General features: G+C 71.3%; 20 protein-coding genes. 10 read left to right on the top strand and 10 right to left on the bottom strand.

The genetic code is table 11. From position 1 onward, the window contains the following. Positions 1-121: 121 nt before the first annotated feature. Both AB5J53_RS15800 and AB5J53_RS15795 read right to left on the bottom strand, forming a co-directional pair. Entirely contained in the window at positions 122-1,759 is a 1,638-nt protein-coding gene (locus AB5J53_RS15800) for an alkaline phosphatase D family protein (RefSeq protein WP_369246288.1), read from the bottom strand. A gap of 106 nt (positions 1,760-1,865) precedes the next feature. Beyond that, entirely contained in the window at positions 1,866-2,510 is a 645-nt protein-coding gene (locus tag AB5J53_RS15795; RefSeq protein WP_369246287.1) for an HNH endonuclease family protein, read from the bottom strand. A 500-nt stretch (positions 2,511-3,010) separates the two neighbouring features. On the opposite strand from AB5J53_RS15795, the gene AB5J53_RS15790 reads away from it, so the two are divergent. Both AB5J53_RS15790 and AB5J53_RS15785 read left to right on the top strand, forming a co-directional pair. Further along, a complete protein-coding gene (locus AB5J53_RS15790; protein ID WP_369246286.1) occupies positions 3,011-3,592 on the top strand; it encodes a TMEM165/GDT1 family protein in 582 nt (193 codons plus the stop codon). A 615-nt stretch (positions 3,593-4,207) separates the two neighbouring features. Continuing rightward, positions 4,208-4,876, top strand: coding sequence for an HAD-IA family hydrolase (locus AB5J53_RS15785; RefSeq protein ID WP_369246285.1), 669 nt, complete (start codon positions 4,208-4,210; stop codon positions 4,874-4,876). A gap of 586 nt (positions 4,877-5,462) precedes the next feature. Here AB5J53_RS15785 and AB5J53_RS15780 read toward each other — a convergent pair. Continuing rightward, on the bottom strand, positions 5,463-6,560 hold the full coding sequence (locus AB5J53_RS15780; RefSeq protein WP_369246284.1) for a peptidoglycan-binding protein: 1,098 nt from the start codon (positions 6,558-6,560) through the stop codon (positions 5,463-5,465). A 327-nt stretch (positions 6,561-6,887) separates the two neighbouring features. Between AB5J53_RS15780 and AB5J53_RS15775 the strand changes: the two genes are divergently transcribed. Beyond that, positions 6,888-8,849: a DHA2 family efflux MFS transporter permease subunit gene (locus AB5J53_RS15775; protein ID WP_369252252.1), complete on the top strand. Its 1,962-nt coding sequence runs from the start codon at positions 6,888-6,890 to the stop codon at positions 8,847-8,849. An 18-nt stretch (positions 8,850-8,867) separates the two neighbouring features. Here AB5J53_RS15775 and AB5J53_RS15770 read toward each other — a convergent pair whose 3' ends face one another. Beyond that, entirely contained in the window at positions 8,868-9,410 is a 543-nt protein-coding gene (locus AB5J53_RS15770; RefSeq protein ID WP_369246283.1) for a GNAT family N-acetyltransferase, read from the bottom strand. Positions 9,411-9,542: 132 nt separating this feature from the next. Between AB5J53_RS15770 and AB5J53_RS15765 the strand changes: the two genes are divergently transcribed. The 4 genes from AB5J53_RS15765 (at position 9,543) to AB5J53_RS15750 (ending at position 12,412) form a co-directional block, all read left to right on the top strand. Further along, positions 9,543-10,262, top strand: coding sequence for a helix-turn-helix transcriptional regulator (locus tag AB5J53_RS15765; protein ID WP_369246282.1), 720 nt, complete (start codon positions 9,543-9,545; stop codon positions 10,260-10,262). An 86-nt stretch (positions 10,263-10,348) separates the two neighbouring features. Further along, positions 10,349-10,831 (top strand): nuclear transport factor 2 family protein, encoded by a 483-nt coding sequence (locus tag AB5J53_RS15760; protein WP_369246281.1) that lies wholly within the window; start codon positions 10,349-10,351, stop codon positions 10,829-10,831. Between the two features lie 79 nt (positions 10,832-10,910). After that, complete coding sequence (locus AB5J53_RS15755) at positions 10,911-11,600, top strand: hypothetical protein (protein WP_369246280.1); 690 nt, start codon at positions 10,911-10,913, stop codon at positions 11,598-11,600. Between the two features lie 86 nt (positions 11,601-11,686). Further along, positions 11,687-12,412, top strand: a complete 726-nt coding sequence (locus AB5J53_RS15750; protein ID WP_369246279.1) for a hypothetical protein — start codon at positions 11,687-11,689, stop codon at positions 12,410-12,412. A gap of 83 nt (positions 12,413-12,495) precedes the next feature. Here the strand turns inward: AB5J53_RS15750 and AB5J53_RS15745 are convergent, their stop codons facing one another. Beyond that, on the bottom strand, positions 12,496-12,900 hold the full coding sequence (locus tag AB5J53_RS15745) for a DUF1992 domain-containing protein (protein ID WP_369246278.1): 405 nt from the start codon (positions 12,898-12,900) through the stop codon (positions 12,496-12,498). 119 nt (positions 12,901-13,019) lie between these two features. On the opposite strand from AB5J53_RS15745, the gene AB5J53_RS15740 reads away from it, so the two are divergent. Then, positions 13,020-13,415, top strand: a complete 396-nt coding sequence (locus tag AB5J53_RS15740; protein ID WP_369246277.1) for a hypothetical protein — start codon at positions 13,020-13,022, stop codon at positions 13,413-13,415. 13 nt (positions 13,416-13,428) lie between these two features. Here AB5J53_RS15740 and AB5J53_RS15735 read toward each other — a convergent pair whose 3' ends face one another. The 3 genes from AB5J53_RS15735 to proP all read right to left on the bottom strand — a co-directional run bounded on the left by AB5J53_RS15735 (position 13,429) and on the right by proP (position 16,847). Next, positions 13,429-14,100, bottom strand: a complete 672-nt coding sequence (locus AB5J53_RS15735) for an O-methyltransferase (protein ID WP_369246276.1) — start codon at positions 14,098-14,100, stop codon at positions 13,429-13,431. Between the two features lie 109 nt (positions 14,101-14,209). Continuing rightward, the gene (locus AB5J53_RS15730; RefSeq protein ID WP_369246275.1) at positions 14,210-15,355 is read right to left on the bottom strand and encodes a DUF2330 domain-containing protein; all 1,146 of its coding nucleotides are present in this window, start codon (positions 15,353-15,355) and stop codon (positions 14,210-14,212) included. Positions 15,356-15,437: 82 nt separating this feature from the next. Then, a complete protein-coding gene (gene proP / locus AB5J53_RS15725) occupies positions 15,438-16,847 on the bottom strand; it encodes a glycine betaine/L-proline transporter ProP (RefSeq protein ID WP_369246274.1) in 1,410 nt (469 codons plus the stop codon). 395 nt (positions 16,848-17,242) lie between these two features. Between proP and AB5J53_RS15720 the strand changes: the two genes are divergently transcribed. Beyond that, positions 17,243-19,303 (top strand): bifunctional glycosyltransferase 87/phosphatase PAP2 family protein, encoded by a 2,061-nt coding sequence (locus AB5J53_RS15720; protein ID WP_369246273.1) that lies wholly within the window; start codon positions 17,243-17,245, stop codon positions 19,301-19,303. On the opposite strand, the gene AB5J53_RS15715 is transcribed toward AB5J53_RS15720, so the two are convergent. Beyond that, on the bottom strand, positions 19,257-20,867 hold the full coding sequence (locus AB5J53_RS15715) for a hypothetical protein (protein WP_369252249.1): 1,611 nt from the start codon (positions 20,865-20,867) through the stop codon (positions 19,257-19,259). The genes AB5J53_RS15720 and AB5J53_RS15715 overlap by 47 nt on opposite strands. Positions 20,868-21,088: 221 nt before the next feature. Next, positions 21,089-22,333, bottom strand: coding sequence for a cytochrome P450 (locus tag AB5J53_RS15710; RefSeq protein WP_369246272.1), 1,245 nt, complete (start codon positions 22,331-22,333; stop codon positions 21,089-21,091). Between the two features lie 262 nt (positions 22,334-22,595). Between AB5J53_RS15710 and AB5J53_RS15705 the strand changes: the two genes are divergently transcribed. After that, the gene (locus AB5J53_RS15705; protein WP_369246271.1) at positions 22,596-23,765 is read left to right on the top strand and encodes a steroid 3-ketoacyl-CoA thiolase; all 1,170 of its coding nucleotides are present in this window, start codon (positions 22,596-22,598) and stop codon (positions 23,763-23,765) included. The last annotated feature ends 79 nt before the right edge of the window (positions 23,766-23,844 follow it).

Genomic DNA, 23,844 nt, shown 5'->3' with positions numbered 1-23,844 from the left:
GCCTCATCATGCCGTCGTACGGTGCGAGAGCCGAGCCCTGGAGCGGATGATCGGCGCCGGGTGTGGGATGCGTCACGAGCATCAGGGACAACGCACGCAACAACCGTACGCAATGGGCTTATTACGGGGTGAGTGCCGACTCCTCCACCGTCCTCAGCCGTGAGCCCCCACTTCGTACGGCCCGCGCCTGTTCGAGCCGCAGCGACGCGGAACGCCCGCGCAGCGTCAGGGTCATCAACTGGTTGCCGAACCAGGGCCCGCCGGTCTTGCGCCAGTCGACCGGCGGGTGCGCGCAGCCGCCGTGCCGGGCGAACCAGTGGCCGAGGACCCGCCCCAGGCCGCTCCACCCGAAGCGGAAGCCGAGTCTTATGGAGAGCGGGATGGAGTTGTGGACGGGGGAGCAGGTCAGTTGGAGAACCCGGGCGTCCGGCCCGGCGCCGGGCCATGAGGGCTCGGCGACATACGCGTGATGCACATCCCCGGACAGCACGCACACCGTCGCCGGTGCGTCCGTCCCCGACCCGGCCTCGGCGATCAGCGCGGTCAGCGCGTCGAACGACTCCGGGAACGCGGCCCAGTGCTCCAGGTCCGCCCGTCGGCGCAGATCCTCCCCGAACCGCGCCCAGCGCGCGCCCCGTTCCCCCCGGCACAGCGCGGCGTTCCACGCCTCGGCGTGGTGGACGAGCGGGGGCAGCAGCCAGGGCAGGGAGGTGCCGATGAGGAGATGGTCGTACGAGCCGGGCGCGTCCAGCGCCTGCTCCCGCAGCCACTCCGCCTCACCCGGATCGAGCATCGCGCGGTTCTCCTCCTCCAGGACGCGGGCCCCGCGGGTGTCGAGCATGAGGACGCGGGTGCGGCCGAAGTCGCGGCGGTAGCTCCAGCGGACGGAGGCCGGGTCGGTGTCGGCCTGGGCGGCGAAGGCGCGCAGCACGTCGGTGCCGTCGGGTGTTTCGCGTACGGCGGCGTACAGCCGGTCCTCGGAGAGCTCGCGCGGGGAGAGGTTGCCGAGGTGCTGGTGGACCCAGTACGACATCAGGCCGCTCAGCACCCGCTCGCGCCACCACGGGGTGGCGCGCATGTCGGCGAGCCAGGCGGCGCTGGTGTTCCAGTCGTCGATGACGTCGTGGTCGTCGAAGATCATGCAACTCGGCACGGTGGACAGCAGCCAGCGGATCTCGGGATCGAGCCAGGACTCGTAATAGAGCCGGGTGTACTCCTCGTAGTCCGCGACCTGGTTGCCCGGGGGGTCGGCGAGTCCGCGTCGCGCGGCGATCCACTGGCGGGTGGCCTTGGAGACCTCGTCCGCGTACACCTGGTCGCCCAACAGCAGCAGCACGTCCGGGCGTTCACCGTCGGGGTCCGAGGCGATGCGGGCGGCAAGGGTGTCCAGCGCGTCCGGACCCACCGGGTCCTTCTCGTCCGCGGGCGGCGCGGCCCAGCGGCAGGAGCCGAAGGTGACGCGGACGGCGGCGTCCTCGTCGGGGGTGCGGACGACGGACGGCGGGAAGCGGGAGTCGGGCAGCGGCCAGACGGCGTTCCCGTCCAGCAGCACCTCGTACGACGTGACCGTGCCCGGAGTCAGTCCCGTCACCGGCACCAACGCGTAATGGTGGCCCGCGACTTGAAAGGTATGTGCCTCACCCCGGGCGCCGTCGGCGCACCGTACCTCGGCGACGCACGGACGGCTCGCCTCGACCCAGAAGGTCGCGGACGAGCCGTCGACGTACCTCAGCAGCGGTCCCAGGCGCAGCTCCGCCATGGTGATCACCCTCCCCTCCGTCGCCCCCGTACGGTACGGAACGACGGAGGTCAGCGGCGAGGTTCCGGCGGAACCCGGTGGGTCAGTGGCTGTCCGGGGAACTGGATCAGCAGCCGGAGAGGTAGCTCGTGAGCGCGCTCTTCTCGGCGGAGTCGACCGAGAGGTTGTAGTAGTACTTCACCTGCACCCAGGCGCGGACGTACGTGCAGCGGTAAGCGGTGCGCGAGGGCATCCAGGTGGCCGGGTCCTGGTCGCCCTTGGACTGGTTCACATTGTCCGTGACGGCGAGGAGCTGCGGACGGGTCACGTCGTTGGCGAAGGCCTGACGCTGGGAGGTGGTCCAATTGCCGGCACCCGAGTCCCAGGCCTCGGCGAGCGGGACGAGGTGGTCGATGTCGACGTCGGAGGCCGAGGACCAGGTGGCGCCGTCGTAGGGGGAGTACCAACTGCCGCTGGTGGCCACGCAGGCGGAGTCGGTGACGACATTCGTACCGTCGCGCTTGAGGATGTACTCACGGGTGTTGCAGGTGCCGCTGATGGTGATCCAGGTCGGGAACAGATCGCGGCTGTAGCCGGTGCGGTTCTCGGTCGCCACGGTGAGCGAGGCGAGGTAGCTGCGGGCGGTGGCGCCGCTGACCGGGGTGGGCAGCGCTGCGGAGGCGGTCGGGCCGTTGAATATCCCGACCATGGCTATCAGGCCGGTGACGGCTGCGAGTATGCTCAGCCGTCGACGCGCGTAGACCTTGGACATGCAAACTCCCTTGGAGCGGGGGGCCGTTGGGGTGAGCGAGCACATGCTTGCGGCGGCGTATTTCCGGAAGGTGTGAGTCAGGTAAGAAGCTAATGACGCGTTCATGTCATTGCAATGCTCGCGACAAGAACTTCCGGTCCCGCTCTGCGGGGTTTGTGGCGCGACCCGGCCGCTGAGCGTGACGGGACCAAAGGCCCTACGGCGCCCGTCCGCGCATCCCGTACGATGGACGGCGCAGAAGGGGAGTAGCTCTTCGCCGGACCGTCGACATACTGCTCAGCTCGTCTGAGCCGGCGCCCGGAGGCAGGCCTCGTTCAAGGGGTCGGCCAGCGAGACCTTCGGCAAGCAGTGCACTTGCCCGTGCCGTGTCGTGTCATTCGTCCGGCGTGGGTGCTCCTGCCCGCGCCTTCCGGCGCGGGTGCCGCTGTGTGCTGCCGTGCCGAGGTGTCGCAGCGCAGTCACAGCACTCTCGGTGGGGCAGCCCGACCGATTGAGGAACTTTGATCAGCTTCAGTGTGATGGCGCTCGTCTTCGGCGTCGTCTTCCTTGCCGAGCTGCCGGACAAGACCGCGCTCGCCGGCCTCGTCCTCGGCACGCGCTACCGCGCCTCGTACGTCTTCGCCGGTGTCGCCGCCGCCTTCGCCCTCCATGTCGCGCTCGCCGTCGCGGCGGGCAGCGTGCTGACCCTGCTGCCGCAGCAGATCGTGCACGCGCTGACCGGTGTCCTGTTCCTCGGCGGGGCGGCGGTTCTGCTCATGAAGAAGGACGAGGACGAGGAGGAGATCCGCAAGCCCGAGAACCAGAGCTTCTGGAAGGTCTCGGGGGCGGGCTTCATGCTCATCCTCGTCGCCGAGTTCGGCGACCTCACCCAGATCATGACGGCGAACCTCGCGGCCCGCTACGACGACCCGCTCTCCGTCGGCCTCGGCGCGGTTCTCGCGCTGTGGGCGGTCGCCGGGCTCGGCATTGTCGGGGGCAAGGCGCTGATGAAGCGGGTGCCGCTGGAGCTGATCACCAAGGTGGCGGCGGTGCTGATGCTGGGGCTGGGTGCGTGGAGCCTGTACGAGGCTGTGGCGGGCTGAGGCGGTCCGGTGGGGCCGGTGTGAGGCGGCCGTGGGGCCGCGGTGGGGCCGCCGTGGGTCGTCGCTTTCCGCCGGTGGGTGGTGGGGTGCCATCTGCCGGTGGGTGGTGGTTCGCCGTCCGTCGGTGGGTGGTCGGGGCCGTGCCGGTACATCCGCCCGTCGCCGGTGGATCAGACGTTGGCCTACGGGGAGCCGCTGCCAGATCCGAACGTAAGCGACGGGCATTCGATGTACCGGCACGGCCCCTCCCGTGCGTTCGCGGGTGCGGGTCGTGGGGCCTGGCCGCCTCTGCGTCCGTATGGCGTCGGTATGGCGTCTCTGTGCCGGTGCCGCCTCCCCCCGTGCAATTCGCGGGTGCGGGTGCGAGTGCGGGTGGTGGATGAGGGGCTGGCTGCCTCGGTGTCTGTACGGGGTCGGGGTGGCGTCTTTGTGGTGTCGTGAGGGGGGCCATATGGGTTGGATTGGCTGAAGTGCAGGTCAGGAGTGGTGGCGCCGGGGGGTCTCGTTTTGTATCGTGGAGGAACAAAGTGGCTCCCGCCCGCACTCCCTGACCGGCGGGCGGGGCCGCCTTGTCCCGGGGGCCACGCCTTGGCCCCCTTTCCCGCGTCTTGGAGCATGCCGATGACGGCCACCACCGTTCTGACCGCCCGCGCCCTCCTGCTCGACATGGACGGCACCCTCGTCAACTCCGACGCCGTCGTCGAGCGCTGCTGGCGCCGCTGGGCCGACCGGCACGGGCTGGACGGGGACGAGGTCATGAAGGTCGTGCACGGCAGGCAGGGGTACGCCTCGATGGCGGTGCTGCTGCCGGATCGGCCGATGGAGCAGAACTACGCGGACAATGCGCGGATGCTTGCCGAGGAGACCGCCGACATGGACGGCGTCGTCGCGATTCCGGGCGCCCCCGAATTCCTGGCATCCCTCGCCGGGGTGCCGCATGCCCTCGTGACCTCCGCGGATGTGGCCCTGTCGGGCGCGCGGATGGCTGCCGCCGGGCTCGGGCTGCCCGACGTGCGGGTCACCGCCGAGTCCGTCGGCGCGAGCAAGCCGGATCCCGAGGGGTTCCTGAAGGGGGCCGCCGAGCTGGGTGTCGCGCCCGAGGAGTGTGTCGTCTTCGAGGATTCCGGGGCGGGGATTGCGGCGGGGAGGGCTGCGGGGATGCGGGTCGTCGGGGTCGGGCCTCGGGCGGGCTTCCACCGGCCGGACGTCCTCGTCCGCCACCTTACGCAGGTGCGGGTGGAGTCCGCCGGGGGCGGCTTGATCCGGCTGCACATCGAAGGCTGAGGTCTCCTGGGGGACCGCGAGTTTTTTCGCCCCCTCCGCCCCTACCCGTCCCGTACCTGGGGGCTGCCGCCCCCAGACCCCCGCAATCGGCCTTGACGGCCTCGTCCTCAAACGCCGGACGGGCTGAAAGATCTCCAGCCCAGGCCGGGCTGGGCGGGGGGATGCGGCAGGGTGGCTGGCCGCGTTCAAGTGGTTGGGGGACTGAGGGGGGTGCAGGTGGTGCGGTTCACCCTCGGGCAACGTTGGGCACTCGCCCGCGGCCGACCACGGGGCCCCGCGAGGCCGGAGTGGTCGCACGCTCCACCGGCCCGAGATCGGAAGTGGCCGCACGCTCCACCGGCCCGAGGTCGGGGGAATTGGCCCCAAGCCCCCACGCACCCGCAGTCGCGGACGCACGCCCCCACTCACCCGCAGTCGCCGACGCACGGAAGGGGCCGTGCCGGTACATCACATGCCCCGTCGCTTACGTGGTTGCCAACAGGCAGAACCATGTAAGGCAAGCGATCTGCCACCGGCGACGGGGCGGATGTACCGGCACGGCCCCGACCCACCCACCGGCGGAAAGGCGAAGCGGCGGGGCCACCGCTCATGGCTCCGACGTCTCCGCCTCCAGGCTTGTGCGCGTAGCCCCGCCGTACACGCCCTGCTCGTCGGCCGTGATGCCCCGCGCCCACTGGTAGCGGCGCACGGCCTGCTCGACCTGGTTGTCGTACTTGCCGTCGTCGTCGCCCGTGTAGAGGGACAACTGGTGCAGGCGCAGCTGGAGTTCGGTGACCTCGGGACCTTTGTCGCCGCGCCGCAGGGTCTGCACGCGGCGTTCGTCCGAACCGTCCTGGGTGGGCTTCACCGAACCCGTGGCGCTCGCGGTCGTCGGCGTCTGCGTGGGAGTGGCCGACGGGATCGGCGTCGCCGACGTGCTCGACCGTGACGCCGAGGGCGACGGGCTCGCGCTGTGCGACGGGGCCGGGACGACAGGCGCCGGCCCCGTGGACGACGCGCTCTGCGACGGCGACTGCGAGGCCGCCGCGGACGACACCTCCGGCACGCTCGCCCGTACGTCCTCCGGCAACGCCCCGTCCCGCGCGGGAGTGTCGTACGAGAACAGCCCGCTCGCGATCCCCGCCGCCGCGACGACGGCCACGACAGCTCCCGCGACACCCAGCACAGCGGTACGCCGCCGACGCCGAGACCCGGGCCGCTCGTCCGCGGCAGCCGGCGGGCCGGGCTCCGGGGACTGCTCATGGAACAGGCGCACGTCGGCCGCACGCGGCGCGGACGGCACCGCGCCGAGCCGCATGGTCGCGTCGGACGGTACGGCAGCGAGCCGCATCGTAGGCGCGGAGTCGGTGTCGGAGTCGGACGCGGACCCGAACCCGGGGCCGGACCCGGCGGCTTCCGGCGCTGCGGCTTCCTTCGGAGTGCCTGCTCCCGGCGCCCCGGTTCCCTCCGGAACCCCGGTCTCGCCCGACGCATCGGGCGCCCCTCCCCCCGCGGCCCCCTCCGCCCCCAGCTCCACATAGGGCCGAATCCGCAACGGATCGAAGTCCTCCGCCGCGGCCGCCTCCGCCGTGCGGGCGTCGCGCAAGGCGTCGGACGCCCGTTGGGTGCAGGCGCAGGACGGGGTGCCGTCCGGCGCGCGCGGCGCGGCGCACTCGGGGCAGACATGCCCGTTCGGTTCAGTCACGCGTGGGTCCCTCCCCCTGGAGAACTTCAAAGATTATCCGGAGGACCCACACGCAATCTCCAGGAGTCCCCGGAACCCCCGCCTCCGCAGGACTCAACAGGCCATAACCGGTCACACCGACCAGGATGGAGGGTGACCGAGACCCTCGGGGCTCAGGGAGGCCGGATGACCGGGGATGGGCACGGCGCGGACGCGCCGACGGAAACGCCCGGCGCGGACGGGCCGACCGGCGTGAACGAGTCGGCCGTGCGGCGGCGCGCGGCGGCCGTCGCCGACGCCCGCGACTCCGTGCACGGCAGTGTCTTCGTCTCGATCGGCGCGCTACTGATGGGCATGCTGCTCGCCGCGCTGGACCAGACGATCGTGTCGACCGCGCTGCCGACCATCGTCAGCGACCTCGGCGGTCTGGAGCACCTGTCCTGGGTGGTCACCGCGTATCTGCTCGCGTCGACCGCGGCGACCCCGCTGTGGGGCAAGCTCGGCGACCAGTACGGCCGGAAGAAGCTGTTCCAGACGGCGATCGTGATCTTCCTGATCGGTTCCGCGCTGTGCGGCATGGCGCAGAACATGCCCGAGCTCATCGGCTTCCGGGCGTTGCAGGGCCTCGGCGGCGGTGGGCTGATGGTGCTGTCGATGGCGATCGTCGGCGACCTCGTCCCGCCGCGGGAACGGGGGAAGTACCAGGGGATGTTCGGCGCCGTCTTCGGCGCGACCAGCGTGCTCGGGCCGCTGCTCGGCGGGCTCTTCACCGAGCACCTCAGCTGGCGCTGGGTGTTCTACATCAACCTGCCCGTCGGCATCGTCGCGCTCGCCGTGATCGCGGCGGTCCTGCACATCCCCAGGAAGTCCGCGCGGCATGTCATCGACTACCTCGGCACGTTCCTCATCGCCGCGGTCGCCACCTGCCTGATCCTGGTGGCCTCGCTCGGCGGCACCACCTGGGGCTGGGGATCGGCCCAGCTCATCGGCCTCGCCGTGCTGGGTGTGGTCCTGGCCGTGGCGCTCGTCGCCGTGGAGCGGCGGGCGGCCGAACCCGTCCTGCCGCTCAAACTCTTCCGCATCCGCACCTTCACCCTCGCCGCCGTCATCAGCTTCATCGTCGGCTTCGCGATGTTCGGCGCGTTGACCTACCTGCCGACGTTCCTCCAGGTCGTCCAGGGCGTGACGCCCACCTGGTCCGGTGTGCACATGCTGCCGATGGTGTTCGGCCTGCTGTTGTCGTCCACGGTCTCCGGACAGATCGTCAGCCGTACCGGCCGCTGGAAGGTGTTCCCCATCGCGGGCACCGGGGTCACGGTCATCGGACTGCTGCTGCTTCACCAGCTCGACGAGAACAGCAGCACCGGCGAGATGAGTTCGTACTTCTTCGTCTTCGGTCTGGGCCTCGGCCTGGTCATGCAGGTGCTGGTCCTGATCGTGCAGAACGCGGTGTCGTACGAGGATCTGGGCGTCGCCACCTCGGGCGCGACCTTCTTCCGCTCCATCGGCGCCTCGTTCGGCGTCGCCATCTTCGGCACGGTCTTCGCCAGTGGCCTCGCCGACAAACTGACGGCCGCGCTCAGCGGGCAGCAGCTCCCCGCGGGCATCACCCCGAACTCCCTCAAGGCCGACCCGAAGGGCATCGGCGACCTGCCGCCCGCGCTGCGGCAGCCGGTGCTGCACGCGTACGCGTCGTCCATCACGGACGTCTTCCTGTACGCCGCCCCGGTCGCCGTGCTCGGCTTCGTACTGGCCTGGCTCCTGCGCGAGGACAAGCTGCGGGGGTCCGTCACGGCGCCGGACGTCACCGAGACGCTCGCCACGAATCCGGTGGAGCGGTCGTCGTACGACGAGGTGTGCCGGGCCCTGTCCGTGCTCGGCACCCGTGAGGGGCGGCGCGAGATCTACGAGAAGATCACCGCGCGGGCGGGCCTGGACCTGCTGCCCGCGGCGAGCTGGCTGCTGCTGCGGATCAAGAAGTACGGGTGGGCCGAGCCCGCGGAGCTGGCCGAGCGCAGCACCGTACCGCTGAGCGTCGTCCTCGCCGCCGCCCGGCAGGTCGAGGAGCGCCGGCTCGCGCTGCGCGAAGGACTCGACCTCGTGCTGACCGAGGAAGGTCGCGAGGCCGCCGAGAGACTCGCCAAGGCCCGCGAGGAGTCCCTGGCCGAGCTGCTCGGCGACTGGTGGGGCCCGGACCGCCCGACCGACCTGACCAAGCTGGTCGAGGAGTTGAACGCCGAGATGTGCGGATCCGACGCGGAACGGCCGCACGGCAGAACGGCGCCGCGCCCGCGGGGGAATCCCGCCTGAGTCCGCGAACCCCCGGAATCAGCCGGTCAGTTCCTTCTTGAACCAGTGCTCGGCGTAGATGTCGTCGTTGTGTGCCTCGGTCTCCTCGTAGCCGTGCCGGGCGTACAGCGCGCGTGCCTCGACGAGGTCGTCGCGGGTGTCGAGGATCAGCCGTTCGGCGCCCAGGCCGCGGGCCGCCTCCTCGGCCGCCGCGAGCAGCAGGGGACCGCCGCCCTTGCCGCGCAGCTCCTCGCAGACGAAGACACGGCTCAGCTCGCCCGTCGTGGCGTCGAGCATCCGGACCCCCGCCGTGCCCCCGGGCTCGCCGTCGTACCGCGCGACCAGCAGCACCCCGGTGGGCGCCGCGAACTCGGCGCCCGTCCGCGCGGCGACCTCCCGCTCCAGCTCGTCGGGGTCCGTCGTGCGCCCTTCGTGCAGCAGATACCAGCGGTCGCTGACCTCCGTGTAGTACGCCCGCCACAGCGCGGCCGCGACGGGGGAGTCGAAGGGCTCGGGGGCGACGGTCCAGGAAGTCGTCGAAGGCGTCGAAGCCGGCGAAGTCGTCGTACGCGTACGGGTCATGACGGTCATTGTCGGGAGGTGCGGCACCCGGTCCGCAAGCGGATTACGGCGGACTGTCAGTGGCGGTGGGGAGACTGGAGGGCATGAACCGCACCGACTGGCGGGACCGGACGGGCTGGAGGACCGGCTGACGTGAACCGCACCGACCGGCTGTACGCCCTCGTCGAGGAGTTGCGTGCCGCCGCACCCCGCCCGCGCAGCGCCCGTACGCTCGCGCGGCGCTTCGAGGTCAGTGTCCGCACGATCGAGCGGGATCTCGCCGCGCTGCAGCAGTCCGGCGTGCCCATCCACGCCGAACCCGGCCGGACCGGTGGCTATGTCCTGGACAGGGAGCGGACCCTGCCTCCGCTGGCCATCACACCGGCCGAGGCGACCGCGCTCGCCGTCGGGCTGCGCGCTCTCACGGGCACGCCGTTCGCGGCCGACGCGCGCAGCGCGCTGCACAAGGTGCTCGCGGTGATGCCCGGGCACGAGCGCGCGGCGGCGGCCGATCTGGCCGGGCGGGTCCGGCTGCTCGTGCCCGCGTCGGCGGAGCGGCGGCCTGCCGTGCCGACGGTGCCGGGGCCGGTGCGCGAGGCGCTGACCGCCGGGCGGACGCTGCGCCTGGAGTACGCGGACGTCGCGGGCGCGGTGACCGGTCGCACCGTCGAACCCCTCGGGTTCCTCGGCGGTGACGACCACTGGTATCTGCTGGCCTGGTGCCGGCTGCGGTCCGGGGTGCGGTGCTTCCGCCTCGACCGGATACGGGAGGCGGTGGTGCTCGACGAGCGGGCGCCGCGACGCTCCGTCGACCCGGCCGAACTCGACACGCTGGGCTGGGACTTGGTGCCGCTGGGAGAGCTCGGAATGTGACGGCAATCACCGACAGAGGGGTGTCGCGCACCCGTACGAGGCTGATGCCACGAACTCCGCACCAAAGGACAGGGACGGCGACAGCCATGACAGCGACGACCACGACCGACAACGCCACGACCGACAAGACCGCGACCGACAAGACCGCGACCGACAACGCCACGACCGGCACCGCCCTCACCCCGGCGACCGGCATCGCGCTCTTCGAACGCTGGACGGCCCTGTGGAACGGCGACTTCGCCGATCCCGAAGGCTTCCTCGCGCCGAACTTCCGGATCCGCTTCGGCAACGACCCCGACAACGCGGACACCGACACCCTCCACGGACCGCGCGGCATCGTCGACTACATCGCCGCCTTCCGGGCGTCGCTCCCCGGAGTGCGCTTCGCCGTCGAAGGCACCCCGCTCGTCGACGTCGGGAAGGGCAGCGTGGCGTCGCGCTGGTGTGTGACACGGCAGGACGACTCGGGGATCGCCGTGGCGAAGAGCGGCATCGATCTGTTCCAGGTGGAGGAGGGGCGCATCGTGACCGTGTGGTCGGTGACGGGGCTGCGGCGCTTCGCCCCGTGACGGACCCCGTTTGAGGGGCGCCTTCCGGGCAACCCGGCCCGGGAACCGGCCCGTCGGGTCGAGACCCCGGAAGGCATCCATGTCCACAGGCGTGATCATCGCTCTGATCGTGATCGTGGCGGCCGTCGTCGTTGTCGCGGCCGCCCTGACCCTCCTCGCCCGGAGGCCGCAGGGCGGGCGCAGCCTGCGGCGGCGCTTCGGGCCCGAGTACGACCGGACCGTCGCCCGGCACGACGGCGACGCCAAGGCCGCCGAACGCGACCTGGCCGAGCGGGTGAAGAGGCACGGTGAGCTGCGCGAGCGGCCGCTGGAGCCCGCGGCCCGCGAACAGTACGCGGCCCGCTGGACGGCCGCCCAGGAACGCTTCGTCGATTCGCCGCGCGAGGCGGTGGCCGAGGCCGACCGGCTGCTCGGTGAGCTGGCCGGTGCGCGCGGCTTCCCCGACGGCGGCCGCTACGAGGAGCAGGTCGCCGCGCTCTCCGTCCACCACGGACACCACGTCCACGGCTACCGCCGCGTGCACCGCGTCGCGCAGGTCCGCACCGACGGGGCCCAGGAGGGCCGCGCCGGGACGGAGGAGATGCGTGAGGCCATGATCGAGGCCCGCGCCCTCTTCGAGGACCTGGTGACCCCGGTCCGCCAGGACGACACCCCGCGTCACCGCGCGTCCGACTCCGCGAAGCCGGCCCCCCGCCCCGAGGGATCCTCCGCCGACGGCCGGGGCCACCTGCCGTGGGCGTTCACCAGGCGCCATGCGAAGGGGAGTTGAGGAAGGTGAAGGACAGGACATCGAGTGACGGAACTGAAGGCACCGAAAGCGCGGAAGGCACCGAACGGACAGGGCGTCGCGAGGCCATGAAAGGCCGCGTGGGCGGCCCGGAGGCGGCCGGAGCGGCTCCTGCGTCCGGCAAGGCCATGACGGGCGAGGGTGCGGCGGGCCGCGGGGGAGAGCCGGGCCGCCCCGGCCCCGGCATCCCGCCCGAGGAGCGCGCCGACACCCCCGCCCGCGAGACGCCCGCCCGTGTGACCCCCGCCCGTGTGACCCCCGCCCGCGAGACCCCCGTTCGTGAGACCCCCGCCCGCGAGCCCGTGAGCGGCGGGCGAGGACCGGACCGCCCCGGCACCGTCGGCAGGCCCGGCGAGAGCGCGAGGGCACGCGGGTTTGAGCGGGACCGTCCCGGTGCCACGCCTGGCGAGGCCGTGGGTGCGGTGCGCGGGCGCGAGTCCGCCGCCGCACCTCGCCCGGCCGGCGATGCGACGGCCACCGGGGGCGTGGGCACCCCTGGTCGGACCCCCGCCCCGCACGACTCTCGTCTGCTGCCCCAGGACGAGTGCGACAAGTTCTCGCTGCGACTGCGGCACGCGTTCGGCGGTTTCGTCGACGGCCCCCGGGACGCCGTGGAGGAGGCCGACCACCTGCTGGAGGAGCTGGCCGAGCGCTTCACGGAGGCGGTGACCCACCGCCGGCGCACGCTGCGGACGTCCTGGCAGTCGGGCGACAAGGCCACCCCGACCACCGAAGACCTCCGGCTGGCCCTGCGGGACTACCGCGAGATGACGGAACGCCTGCTCCGACTCTGAGCACGCCCCAGAACCGGCGGTACCCGCAGTGAGGGCCGCGCCCCGGATCATGTCCCGGGGCGCGGCCCTCACTCGTCGACAGGTCAGCTCTCCCGGCGCTCGCGCCACTCCCGGACGATCTCCTCCACGTCGTACGGCTTGAGGCCGAGGGGAGGCCCGGGCGGGGGCTTGAACATCATCTCGCGGATCTTGGTGTTGATGTCCTCCACGATCCGGCGTACGGCCCGCTCCGAGGGGGCGGCGGACGCCGCGGCGAGCGCGTCCTCGGCCTCCTTGCGCAGCGCCAGCGACGGCGGGAGCACGGACAGCCCCTCGCGGGCCATCTTCTGCTTGATCCACCACAGTTCGTCGTACGACGTGTCGGTGACCTCCGGCAGTGGCTTGCCCGCGCCGGGGAGTTCCGCGAACTCGCCGCGCGCCTCGGCGTCACGGATCTGCTTGTCGACCCAGGACTCGAAGCTGACACCAGGTGGCTTGCGCTCGGTCATGAGTCCATTGTGCCGGAGGTCGCACGGCGGGGCGATCGGTCGAATTATCATGCGGCGGCGGTGCGCCAACGGCGCTCCGCGCGAGGACAATTGGACCAGTACGACACGAAGGAGCGCACGTGCTCGAACTCACCATGGCCTCGGTAGCCGGGGCGGACGCGGGTGCGACGGCCGGGATGCTGATGGCCGACGCACCGAGCGACCCGGGTGCCGTGCTGCGGGTGGGCCGGGACCGGGCCGTGTGCCGTCTCGCGACCCCCGACGACTGGCTGTTCGTGTCCCGGGTCCACCTGGAGTTCCTGTGCGGCCCGGACGGCTCGTGGCAGGTCACCTGGCTGCGCGGCTCCCACCCCGAGCCGTCCTCGGAGGTACGGCTGACGCTGGCCGGACAGCCGGCCCAGACGCTCCCGTACGGCGGGACGGCCAAGCTCCCCGCGGGCAGTTCCGGAGAACTCGTCATCCAGGACCGCACCGGCCCGCGCACCGTGAACGTGGGCTTCTATCACGAGGCCTGAACCCCGGCAGCGGTTACGCCATCACGCGCGCCAGCGCGAAACCGTCGTACCCCTTGGTCCCCACCGTCTGGATCGCCGTAGCGCTCAACTTCGGGTGAGAAGCCATCAGTTCGAGCGCGGCCCTGGTGCCCCGCACGCTCGGGTCGGTGCTGCCCGGGTCGGTGACCGCGCCACCCCGGACGACGTTGTCGAGGACGATCAGGCTGCCCGGCCGGGTGAGCTTGACGGCCCAGTCGACGTAGTGCGGGTTGTTCACCTTGTCCGCGTCGATGAAGACGAGGTCGAACGGCTCCGGGTTCTCGTCGGCCAGCTTCGGCAGCGACTCCAGGGCGGGGCCCACCCGCACCTCGGCGATCTTGTCGAGGCCGGCCCGGGCGAGGTTGCCGCGGGCGACCTCGGCGTGCTTGGCGTCGTACTCGAAGGTGATCAGGCGGCCGTCGGCCGGGAGAGCGCGGCCCAGCCAGATCGTGCTGTAGCCGCCGAGCGTACCGATCTCCAGGATGCGGCGGGCGCCCTGGATCTGGGCGAGGAGCTGGAGCAGCTTGCCCTGGTTCGGGGCGACGTTGATGGGTGGCAGTCCGGCCGCGTCGCTGTCGCGCAGCGCCGCGGTGAGTGTGTCGTCGGCGGGGGCGAGGAGGGTGGTGAAGTAGTCGTCGACGTCGTTCCAGAGCTGCGACTCGCTCATGCACCATGCCTTTCGTATGCCTAGTTAGATGGGCTAACCAGTGCCGCGGGCGAATCTAGTCGCGGGTGCGCGTGCTTGCCAGCGGGTTTCCCGGAGTTCACTCCTGACGTCAGCCGATCGGCGGCGGTGCCTGCACGGGAGGGGGCGGCAGCACCGGGCGGCGCCTCCGGGCCCGTAGGCCCAGTACCAGGGCCACGATCACCAGTGCCGACAGGCCGGTCATCGTCAGCAGCCACGCGGGAATCCCGCCGACCTTCAGCAGCCGGTCCTCGTAGATCACTTGGCGGTACGTCGCGTCGGTCGCCGTGCGCCGCAGTTCGTGGTCGCCGGAGATGTGCGACGGCTGCGGGAACTCCTGGTCGATGGCGGTGAGGAAGAGCGCTTGGTCGGGGGTCAGTTCGTGCAGGGGACCGGATTTCGCGTAGACCGCACCGGCGTACGTGACCCGCGGCCGGTCGCCGCCGATCGCCGAGCGCGGCTCCATGCGGTGCTCGGCGAGGACGTACAGGCCGAGGGACTGCGGAGTCCGCGCCAGCCGCGAGAGCCGCATCGGGTAGATCAACTCGTCGCTGGCGAAGGTGAGGTGGAGGGGGTCCAGGGTGCCGCCCAGCGCGGTGTTCGCCTGCTGCGGGGCCAGGCGGATCGCCACGTACTCCCAGCCCTGGTCGACGTACGGACGCAGCGCCTCGTTCAGGCGGGACGGGAGCTGGAAGCCGTTGTCGGCGAGCCAGTCGCCGAGCGCGTCGGAGTCCGTGGCGGTGAGGCGGGCGACGTCGAAGGGGCCGAGGCGTTCGCGGCCGACGACGCCGACGGAGGGTGCGCTCGCGCCGGCGCGCGGGGCGGCGTCGCCGCTCTCGGTGTCGTCGGTGAAGGGCCAGTCGCCGTTGTCCGGCCAGAAGTAGTGGCGGGTGCGGTGCTCGGGCGCGGTCGCCGCGCCGAGCTGGTCGAACAGCTTGCTGTCGCCCAGTTTCACCGTCGCCCGGTGCGGGACCGGCATGATCCACGCTGCCTTCCGGGCGTCTCCGGTCACCGTCAGGCTCATCACGATCTGCTCCTGTCGGCCGTCCCAGCGGACGGCCGACAGCTCGCGGTTCACCGTGACGTGCCGTTGGCTGTCCGGGATCATCGCGCCGCACCCGCAGGCGTACGCCGGTGCCACCAGCGATCCGAGCTGGATCCCCAACAGCGCCAGTACGACGGCCAGTACGCGCCCCCGTACGAAACTCGACCAACGCGTCCGTATCTCGCGCAACATCCCCCGTAGCCTTCCGTCGTGCCGTCGGACAGGGTCTCAGACGGCACGACGGAGGCTACGGTTCCAGGTCAGCGGTTCCAGGTCAGCGCGCCGAGGGCTCGAGGGAAGGGGCCGAGCCCGGCAGCGGGCGTCCGGCCGACTCCGTCATGAACCACACCGCCACGCCGCCGATCACGGCCGCGGCCATCATGTAGTAGGCGGGCATCATCATGTTCCCGGTCGCCCCGATGAGCGCCGTGACCACCAGCGGGGTCGTGCCGCCGAAGAGCGAGACGGAGACGTTGAAGCCGATGGACAGCGAGCCGTAGCGGACCTTCGTCGGGAAGAGCGCGGGAAGCGCGGCGGGCATCGCGGCGGTGAAGCAGACCAGGAGCAGACCGAGGGCGCCCATGCCGAGCGCGACCGCGAGCAGGCTGCCCTGGCGGATCAGCAGGATGGCCGGGACGGACAGGGCCAGGAATCCGGCGCAGCCCGCGGCGATCACCGGACGGCGGCCGATCCGGTCGGTCAGGGCGCCCGCGAAGGGCTGCACGATCATCATCAGCGCCATCACGCCGAGAACCACGAGCAGACCGTGCGTCTCGTCGTACTTGAGCTCGCTGGTCAGATAGCTCGGCATGTAGGAGAGCAGCATGTAGTCGGTGACGTTGAAGACCAGCACCAGACCCATGCACAGGAGCAGGGCGCGCCACTGGCCGGTGATCATCTCGCGCAGCGGCACCTTGGGACGGTCGGCCTCGGCCTTCTCGAGCTCCGCCGCGAACGCCGGGGTCTCCTCAAGGCGCATCCGCAGATAGAGGCCGATGATGCCCATCGGGCCCGCGATCAGGAACGGGATCCGCCAGCCCCAGGACAGCAGGTCGTCGGTGGAGAGCAGGGCGGTCATGAGGGTGACCAGGCCCGCGCCGCCGATGTAGCCCGCGAGCGTGCCGAACTCCAGCCAGCTCCCGAAGAAGCCGCGCTTCTTGTCGGGCGCGTACTCGGCGATGAAGGTGGACGCGCCCGCGTACTCGCCGCCGGTCGAGAAGCCCTGCACCAGGCGGGCGGCGAGGAGCAGGATCGGCGCGCCGACGCCGATCGTCGCGTACGACGGGATCAGACCGATCGCGAAGGTGCCCGCCGCCATCATGATCATGGTGAGCGCGAGGACCTTCTGGCGGCCGATGCGGTCGCCGAGCGGGCCGAAGACCATGCCGCCGAGCGGGCGGACCAGGAAGGCCGCGGCGAAGGCGCCGAAGGTGGAGAGAAGCTGCGCGGTCGGGTTGCCGGACGGGAAGAAGACCTTGCCCAGGGTGACGGCGATGTAGCTGTAGACGCCGAAGTCGAACCACTCCATCGCGTTGCCCAGGGCGGCGGCCTTCACGGCGCGCTTCACCAGAGCGGGGTCCGTGACGGTGGCCTCCGGCGGTGCGGGGGTCCGGGGTCGCGGGACGACGGGTGCGACGGCTGTGGCGGACGGCAAGGGCGTGCCTTTCGTCGGGGACAGGGACATGGCCCATGCGAGGGCGGGGACGTGACCGCCCGGGGGGCGGGAACGTGACCCACTCGGGAGTGGGCCGAAAAGTGACCATAGGGGCACACATCGGCATTACGTGCCGTACGCGACTCGGCGCACAGCGCGAATGAATGCGGCGTACGCAGGTGCGATGCGGCGGCTGGGGGCCCGCTTTCGTGGGCCTGTCTGTGATCTATGTCGCGGAGCGAGGGGGGAACCGAACCGTGCGCGCACTATCGTCATCCGGACAAAAGGCGGGGGGACGTCAGGTGAAGAGGGGGTTGCCTGCGTCTCTCGACGGGGGCAGTGCGAGCCTCATAGGGTCCTGAGAGGGACCGGCGTATGGGACACGTGGGACGCAGGGGACGAACGGGGCGGGAGGGCCGCGGGGCGTGGCGAATGTGGAGCACGGCGGACGAGCGGGTAATGCCTTTGGGACGGGGGCTGCCGAGACGGCGAGGGAACGGCTGCGCGCGGTCCGCATCGGGCTGTGGTTGATCGCCGCTGTCCTGGCGATACGGCAGGTTGCCGTCGTCCTCAGCACGCCCAAGGGGGAGCGGCTGACGGACCTGGAGACCTGGGTCGGCACGAACGGCGTGCTGCATGTGAAGGGGTCGCTGTACGACTCGACGCAGTTCACCGGCACACCTTTCGGCGGACTCGTCCTCAAGCCCCTCACCCGCGCCGCCGAGCAGGCCCTCGGCTGGGCCTGGACCTTCGGCACCCTGTCGCTGGTCGTCGCGCTCGGCCTGGTCGCGGCGCGCGCCCTGCCGCAGCCCGTGAGCCGGCGTACGTCGCTGCTCGCGGCGCCCGTCGCGATCAGCCTGCTGATGCTGTCGCTGCCGGTGCGCAACACCCTCTACCTCGGCCAGACCAGCATCATCCCGGTGCTGCTCGTCCTGCTCGGCTGCTTCGCCGTGCGCGGCGAGCGCGCCAGCGGCGTGCTGATCGGCCTCGCGGCGGCGCTCCAGCCGGCCGTGCTGCTCTTCGCGCCGCTGCTCTGGTTCACCGGGCGGCGCCGCGCCGCCCGGTCCACCGGGATCACCTTCGCCGGCCTCACCGCGCTCGCCTGGGCCGCGATGCCGCACGACTCGTACACGTACTGGGTGCACCACCTGGCGGGCGTCGGCCTCGGCAAGAACGCGGACGACCTCGCCAACCAGTCGCTGCACGGGGCGCTGCTGCGGCTCGGCCTCACCGGTCCGCTGGAGATCGGCCTGTTCCTGCTGCTCGGCGCGGCCGTCGCGGTCCTCGGCCTGCGCCGCGCCGTGCGCTACGCGAAGGACGGGCAGCTGCTGCTCGCCGTCGCGCTCACCGGCTGTGTCGCGGTCGCCGTGTCGCCCACGACCTGGCAGCACCAGCTGCTGTGGGTGCTGCTCGCGGTCGTCGGCAGGGTCGGTCGGAAGACCTCGGACCGCTACATGTGGCCCGTCGCCGTCATCCTCGTCATGACGCTGCCCGCGAAGATGATGCTGCCGAACATGGCGGCGCTCTATCCGCTGCGCGACAACGTGGTGCTGCTCGCCGCGCTCGCCGCGGCCACCGTCGTGCCGTTCCTGTCCCGCACCTCGGAGTACTACCGCAAGCCCATCCCCACCGAGTACGCGCAGCCCGTCCCCACGCGCTTCGAGCGCGTCCCGCTGCTCCCCTTCCTCGGCCGCGTCCTCACCCGCCCGAACCTGCTGCTCGAACTGCTCCTGATCCGCGTCGGCTACTCCGCCTACCAGCAGGTCAGGCTCGCGGCGACGGGCGGCACCAACGCGGGCGGCCGGGCCACCGCCGAACACCACGGCGACCAGATACTCGCCATCGAGCGGTTCCTGCACCTCGACATCGAGCACTGGGCCAACCACGCGGTGGTGAAGGTCGGCTTCCTGCGGGACTTCTTCGACTTCTACTACGAGTCGTTCCACTTCGTCGTCCCGCTCACCGTCCTCGGCGTGCTGTACGCCCGCCGCCCGGCCGACTACCGCTGGGCGCGCTCGGCGCTGGGCTTCGCCACCCTGCTCGCCCTCGTCGGCTTCTGGCTCTACCCGCTCGCCCCGCCGCGCCTGATGCCGGGCCTCGGCGTCATCGACACCGTGCACGGCGTGCAGGACTTCTCCAAGCCGGACTACGGCACGCTGACCGCGCTCACCAACCAGTACGCGGCGATGCCGTCGCTGCACTTCGGCTGGTCCCTGTGGTGCGGGCTCGTCATCGCGATCCTGGCGCCCAAGTGGTGGATGAAGGCGCTCGGACTGCTGCACCCGTTCTTCACGGTCTCCGCGATCGTGGCGACCGGCAACCACTGGGTGCTGGACGCGGTGGGCGGCGCGGCCGTCGTCGGCGCGGGCTTCGGTCTGACCTATCTGCTCCAGGGCCCGCGGCCCCGGACGCCGATGAAACCCGTGAAGGGCGGCGCGGTCAGCACGAAGGAGCCGGTCCCGGTGACGGGTCGTACTCCGAGCTGATCCGGTACTCGCCCGGCTCGGCCACCGTCAGCCGCGTGAACTCGCCGCTCTTCTCCAGGCAGCCGCCCTCGGCGCGCAGCCACGGCGAGTACGCGACCCGTACGGTCACCGAGCCGGGCCTCGGCAGCCGCACATCGACCTCGGCGCTGGTGGTCCGTACGACGGAGGCGGGCGCCGACACCAGCGGTACCGCGTCGCGCACCCGGAACACCCGCCAGTGCGCGTCGTTCCACACGGGCTCCAGCCACGCGGGCCGGGTCTCCACCAGACGTGCCTCATCCTCCGCGTATCCGTCCGGCTTGCCCGACGGCAGTACGACGTAGCCGACCGCCCACCGGTCCAGCCAGGCCCGGTAGGTCGCCGCCGAGAAGGTGCCGTCGTAGAAGAGCCGGCCGCGCTCCATGTCCAGCTGGCGGTTCCAGCCGCGCGCCAGGTTCACATGCGGGGCGAGCGCGGTGGCCTCACGGTGGTTGCGGGCCGGGACCACCTCGACCCTGCCACGGTCGGCGCCGAGCCGCTCCAGCTCCGTGACGACGCCATGGGTGTGGGCGGCCCAGGCCGGTACGGCGGTCGAGACCTCCAGGTCGTCGACGGTCTTCTGGCCGACCCAGGCGACGGAGAGCACGAGCGCCGCGGCCAGCGCGCTGCGCCGCAGCCGGTGCAGCCCCGGCGCGCCGAGCAGCACCGCGAGCAGCACGGCCGGCGCGAACAGCTCGGCGAACCGCTCGACGTTCGTGCCGACCGGTGAGGGGATCAGATACGCCAGCACGGTCCCGGCCGCGTAGACGACACCGCTCCACCGCGCCACCCGCCAGCCCCGCGGGGCCAGCGCGGCCACGGTCAGCCCGAACAGCACCGGCGGCCAGACGCGGTCCGGCGGCATCAACTGCTCGCCGGTGAACGGGAACAGCAGTGTTGTCGCCCCGACCACGACACCCGGCGGCACCAGCAGCGCGCAGCCCCGCACCCGGTCCCGTACGACGAGATACGCGGCCCCCACCACGGCCAGGAACAGCCCGGCCACCGGACTCGCCATCGTCGCCAGGGCCGCGTACGCCACCGCCAGCAGTACGCGCCGCTCGCGCGCCAGCGGCACACAGGCGGCGAGCCCGAGGGCGACGCCGAGCGCGAAGGTCGTACGCCCCGACGCCACGTTGCACCACAGCGCGAGGGAGGCGAGCAGGGCCGGGCCCACCGGTCGTCGTATCCCCGTGCGCTCGATCAGCACGGCGGCCAGCCAGGAGGCGGCGAGCCCGGAAAGGACCGTCACCGTGCGCACACCGAGGGCGGCCATCACGTACGGGGAGATCAGGCTGTAGTTGGCGGTGTGCATCCCGCCGTACCAGAACAGGTTGTACGCCGATCCGCCGTGCCGGGACACGAACTCGGCCCAGGCCTCTTGGGCCGCGAGATCGCCGCCGCCGGTGGCGAGGAACGCCCACCACACCGCGTACAGCGGCAGCATCGGCACGGTGGCCAGGAGCGGGAGGCGGTGGCGGCGGCAGAACGAGCGGACGGGCTGGTTCCGGGACGGGGCCGCACTCTCCGGCCGGACGGGGCTCAGGTCGGTCAGATCGGCAGAGACCACGGCTCGGCGTTTCCGTTCGAAGTCTTCGAAGGTGTGGGTTGACTGTGCCACGGGTGAAGACGTGAAACCGATCGGAAACGTTCAGTACGTCGTGGAGCGACGTGTCGCGGGGGAGGCAGGGGCGGGGCGTAGGGGGGATGCCCCTGCCTCCCACGGGACGGGCCGACGGGCACCGGGAGGCCGTCGGCCCGAGCACCTCAATCCGCGCTGACCTGGAGTTCCTTGACGCCGTTCAGCCAGGCGGAGCGGAGACGGCGCGGGTCGCCGGCGAGACGCAGGTTCGGCATCGCGTCGGCGATCGCGTTGAAGATGAGGTCGATCTCCAGGGTGGCCAGGGACTTGCCGAGGCAGAAGTGCGGGCCTCCGCCGCCGAAGCCGAGGTGCGGGTTGGGATCGCGGGTGATGTCGAAGACCTCGGGGCTCTCGAAGACCTCGGGGTCGTTGTTGGCGGAGGAGTAGAAGATTCCGACGCGGTCGCCCTTCTTGATCTGCTGCCCGCCCAGTTCGGTGTCCTGGGTCGCGGTGCGCTGGAAGGAGACGACGGGGGTCGCCCAGCGGACGATCTCCTCGGCGGTGGTCTTCGGGCGCTCGCGCTTGTAGAGGTCCCACTGGTCGGGGTGGGTGAGGAAGGCGTGCATGCCGTGCGTGATGGCGTTGCGGGTCGTCTCGTTGCCCGCGACGGCGAGCAGCAGCACGAAGAAGCCGAACTCGTCGGAGGCCAGGTTCCCCTCGTCCTCGGCCGCCACCAGCGTGCTGACGATGTCCTTGGCGGGGCACTGCTTGCGGTCGGCGGCCATGTTCATCGCGTACGTGATGAGTTCGGTGGCCGACTCGGCGCCGATCTCCTCGGTGATCGCGTACTCCGGGTCGTCGTACGCCACCATCTTGTTGGACCAGTCGAAGATCTTGGCCCGGTCGTCCTGCGGGACGCCGATGAGCTCGGCTATCGCCTGCAGGGGCAGTTCGCAGGCGACCTGGGTGACGAAGTCGAAGGCGCCGTCCGGGCCCGCGTTCGCGAGCGCGCTCTCGACGATCGAGCCGGCACGGGCGCGCAGGGCGTCCTCCAGGGAGCGGATGGCCCGCGGGGTGAAGCCGCGCTGCACGATCTGACGGACCCGGGTGTGCTCGGGCGGGTCCATGTTGAGCATGATCAGCCGCTGGACTTCTATCTGTTCGCGCTGGATGTGCTCGTTGAAGCGGATGACCGCGGTGTTGAGGAAGGAGGAGAAGAGCTCGGGGTGCGTGGAGACGTACTTGACGTCCGCGTGCCGCGTGACGGCCCAGTAGCCGTCGTCCTCGAAGCCCGCGATCCCCGGCTGTTGCGGGATCCAGTGGACCGGTTCGGCCCGGCGCAGCTCGGCGAACTCCGGGAGGGGCACGCGGTGGTGCAGCAGATCGGGGTCGGTGAAATCGAACCCGTCGGGCAGCGCTGGACAGGGCATCGGCAACTCCCGCCGTCTGACGGTCCATCAGGAATTAGTGTCGTGAAGGTAGTAACGGGTTCTACAAGTGGCAAGGGGCACGGCGCCTCGAATTGCGTGCGGGATTCGTGCAGATCGCAACTTCGGAGCCTGCAAGACCCTTGCGGTTGTGGACACGCTGTCAGCAGACTGCACTCAGAACTAGAACGCGTACTAGTTCTGCGTGGTGGGTGGGCCGGGACGCCCCGCGCTGCGCGGGTCAGCGAGGAGAGGACGAGCCCCCATGGCCGCGGAACCCGTGATCGTCGAAGCCGTACGCACCCCCATCGGCAAGCGCGGCGGCGCGCTCGCCAACCTCCACCCCGCCTATCTCCTGGGCGAGACCTACCGTGAACTCCTCGGCCGCACCGGCATCCACGCCGACTGCGTCGAGCAGATCGTCGGCGGCACGGTGACGCACGCCGGCGAACAGTCCATGAACCCCGCGCGCACCGCCTGGCTCACCATGGGCCTGCCGTACGAGACGGCGGCCACGACCGTGGACTGCCAGTGCGGGTCGTCGCAGCAGGCCTCGCACATGGTGGCCAACATGGTCGCGGCGGGGGTCATCGACGTGGGCATCTCCTGCGGCGTCGAGGCGATGTCCCGGGTGCCGCTGGGCTCCGGGTCCAAGCACGGGCCGGGCAAGCCGTTCCCCGACGAGTGGAACGTGGATCTGCCCAACCAGTTCGAGGCGGCGGAACGGATCGCGCGCCACCGCGGGCTGACCCGCGAGAACGTGGACTCCCTCGGGCTCATCTCCCAGGAGCGGGCGGCCATCGCCTGGTCCGAGGAACGCTTCAAGCGCGAGACCTTCGCCGTACAGGTGCCCACGACGGAGGACGAACAGCGGGCCGGACAGGGCATGTGGCGGCTCGTCGACCGGGACGAGGGGCTGCGCGACACGTCCATGGAGGCGCTGGCGAAGCTGAAGCCCGTGATGCCGACGGCGGTGCATACGGCGGGCAACTCGTCGCAGATCTCGGACGGCGCGTCCGCGATCATGTGGGCGTCGAAGCGCATGGCGCGGGCGCTGAAGCTGCGGCCCCGCGCGCGGATCGTCGCGCAGGCGCTGGTCGGCGCCGACCCGCACTTCCACCTCGACGGGCCGATCGACGCGACCCGGGCCGTGCTCGGCAAGGCCGGGATGTCACTGAAGGACATCGACATCGTCGAGATCAACGAGGCGTTCGCTTCCGTGGTGTTGAGCTGGGCGCAGGTCTTCGAGCAGGACCTGGAGAAGGTCAACGTCAACGGCGGTGCGATCGCGCTCGGGCACCCGGTGGGCGCGACGGGAGCGCGGCTGATCACGACCGCGCTGCACGAACTGGAGCGCAAGGACAAGGAGTTCGCGCTGATCACGATGTGCGCGGGTGGGGCGTTGGCCACCGGCACGATCATTCAGCGGTTGTAGTCGTCCGGTCGACGAAGGTGGAGAACGCGGCGGAGCAGAAGGGACGCGGGGCTGACGGCGTGCTCGTCAGCCCCAGCCC

Source organism: Streptomyces sp. R41 (assembly GCF_041053055.1).
In the GTDB taxonomy this organism is placed as follows: Bacteria; Actinomycetota; Actinomycetes; order Streptomycetales; family Streptomycetaceae; genus Streptomyces.
The sequence above is the reverse complement of the archived record's forward strand: the minus strand, read 5'-3'. Positions and strand labels throughout refer to the sequence as shown.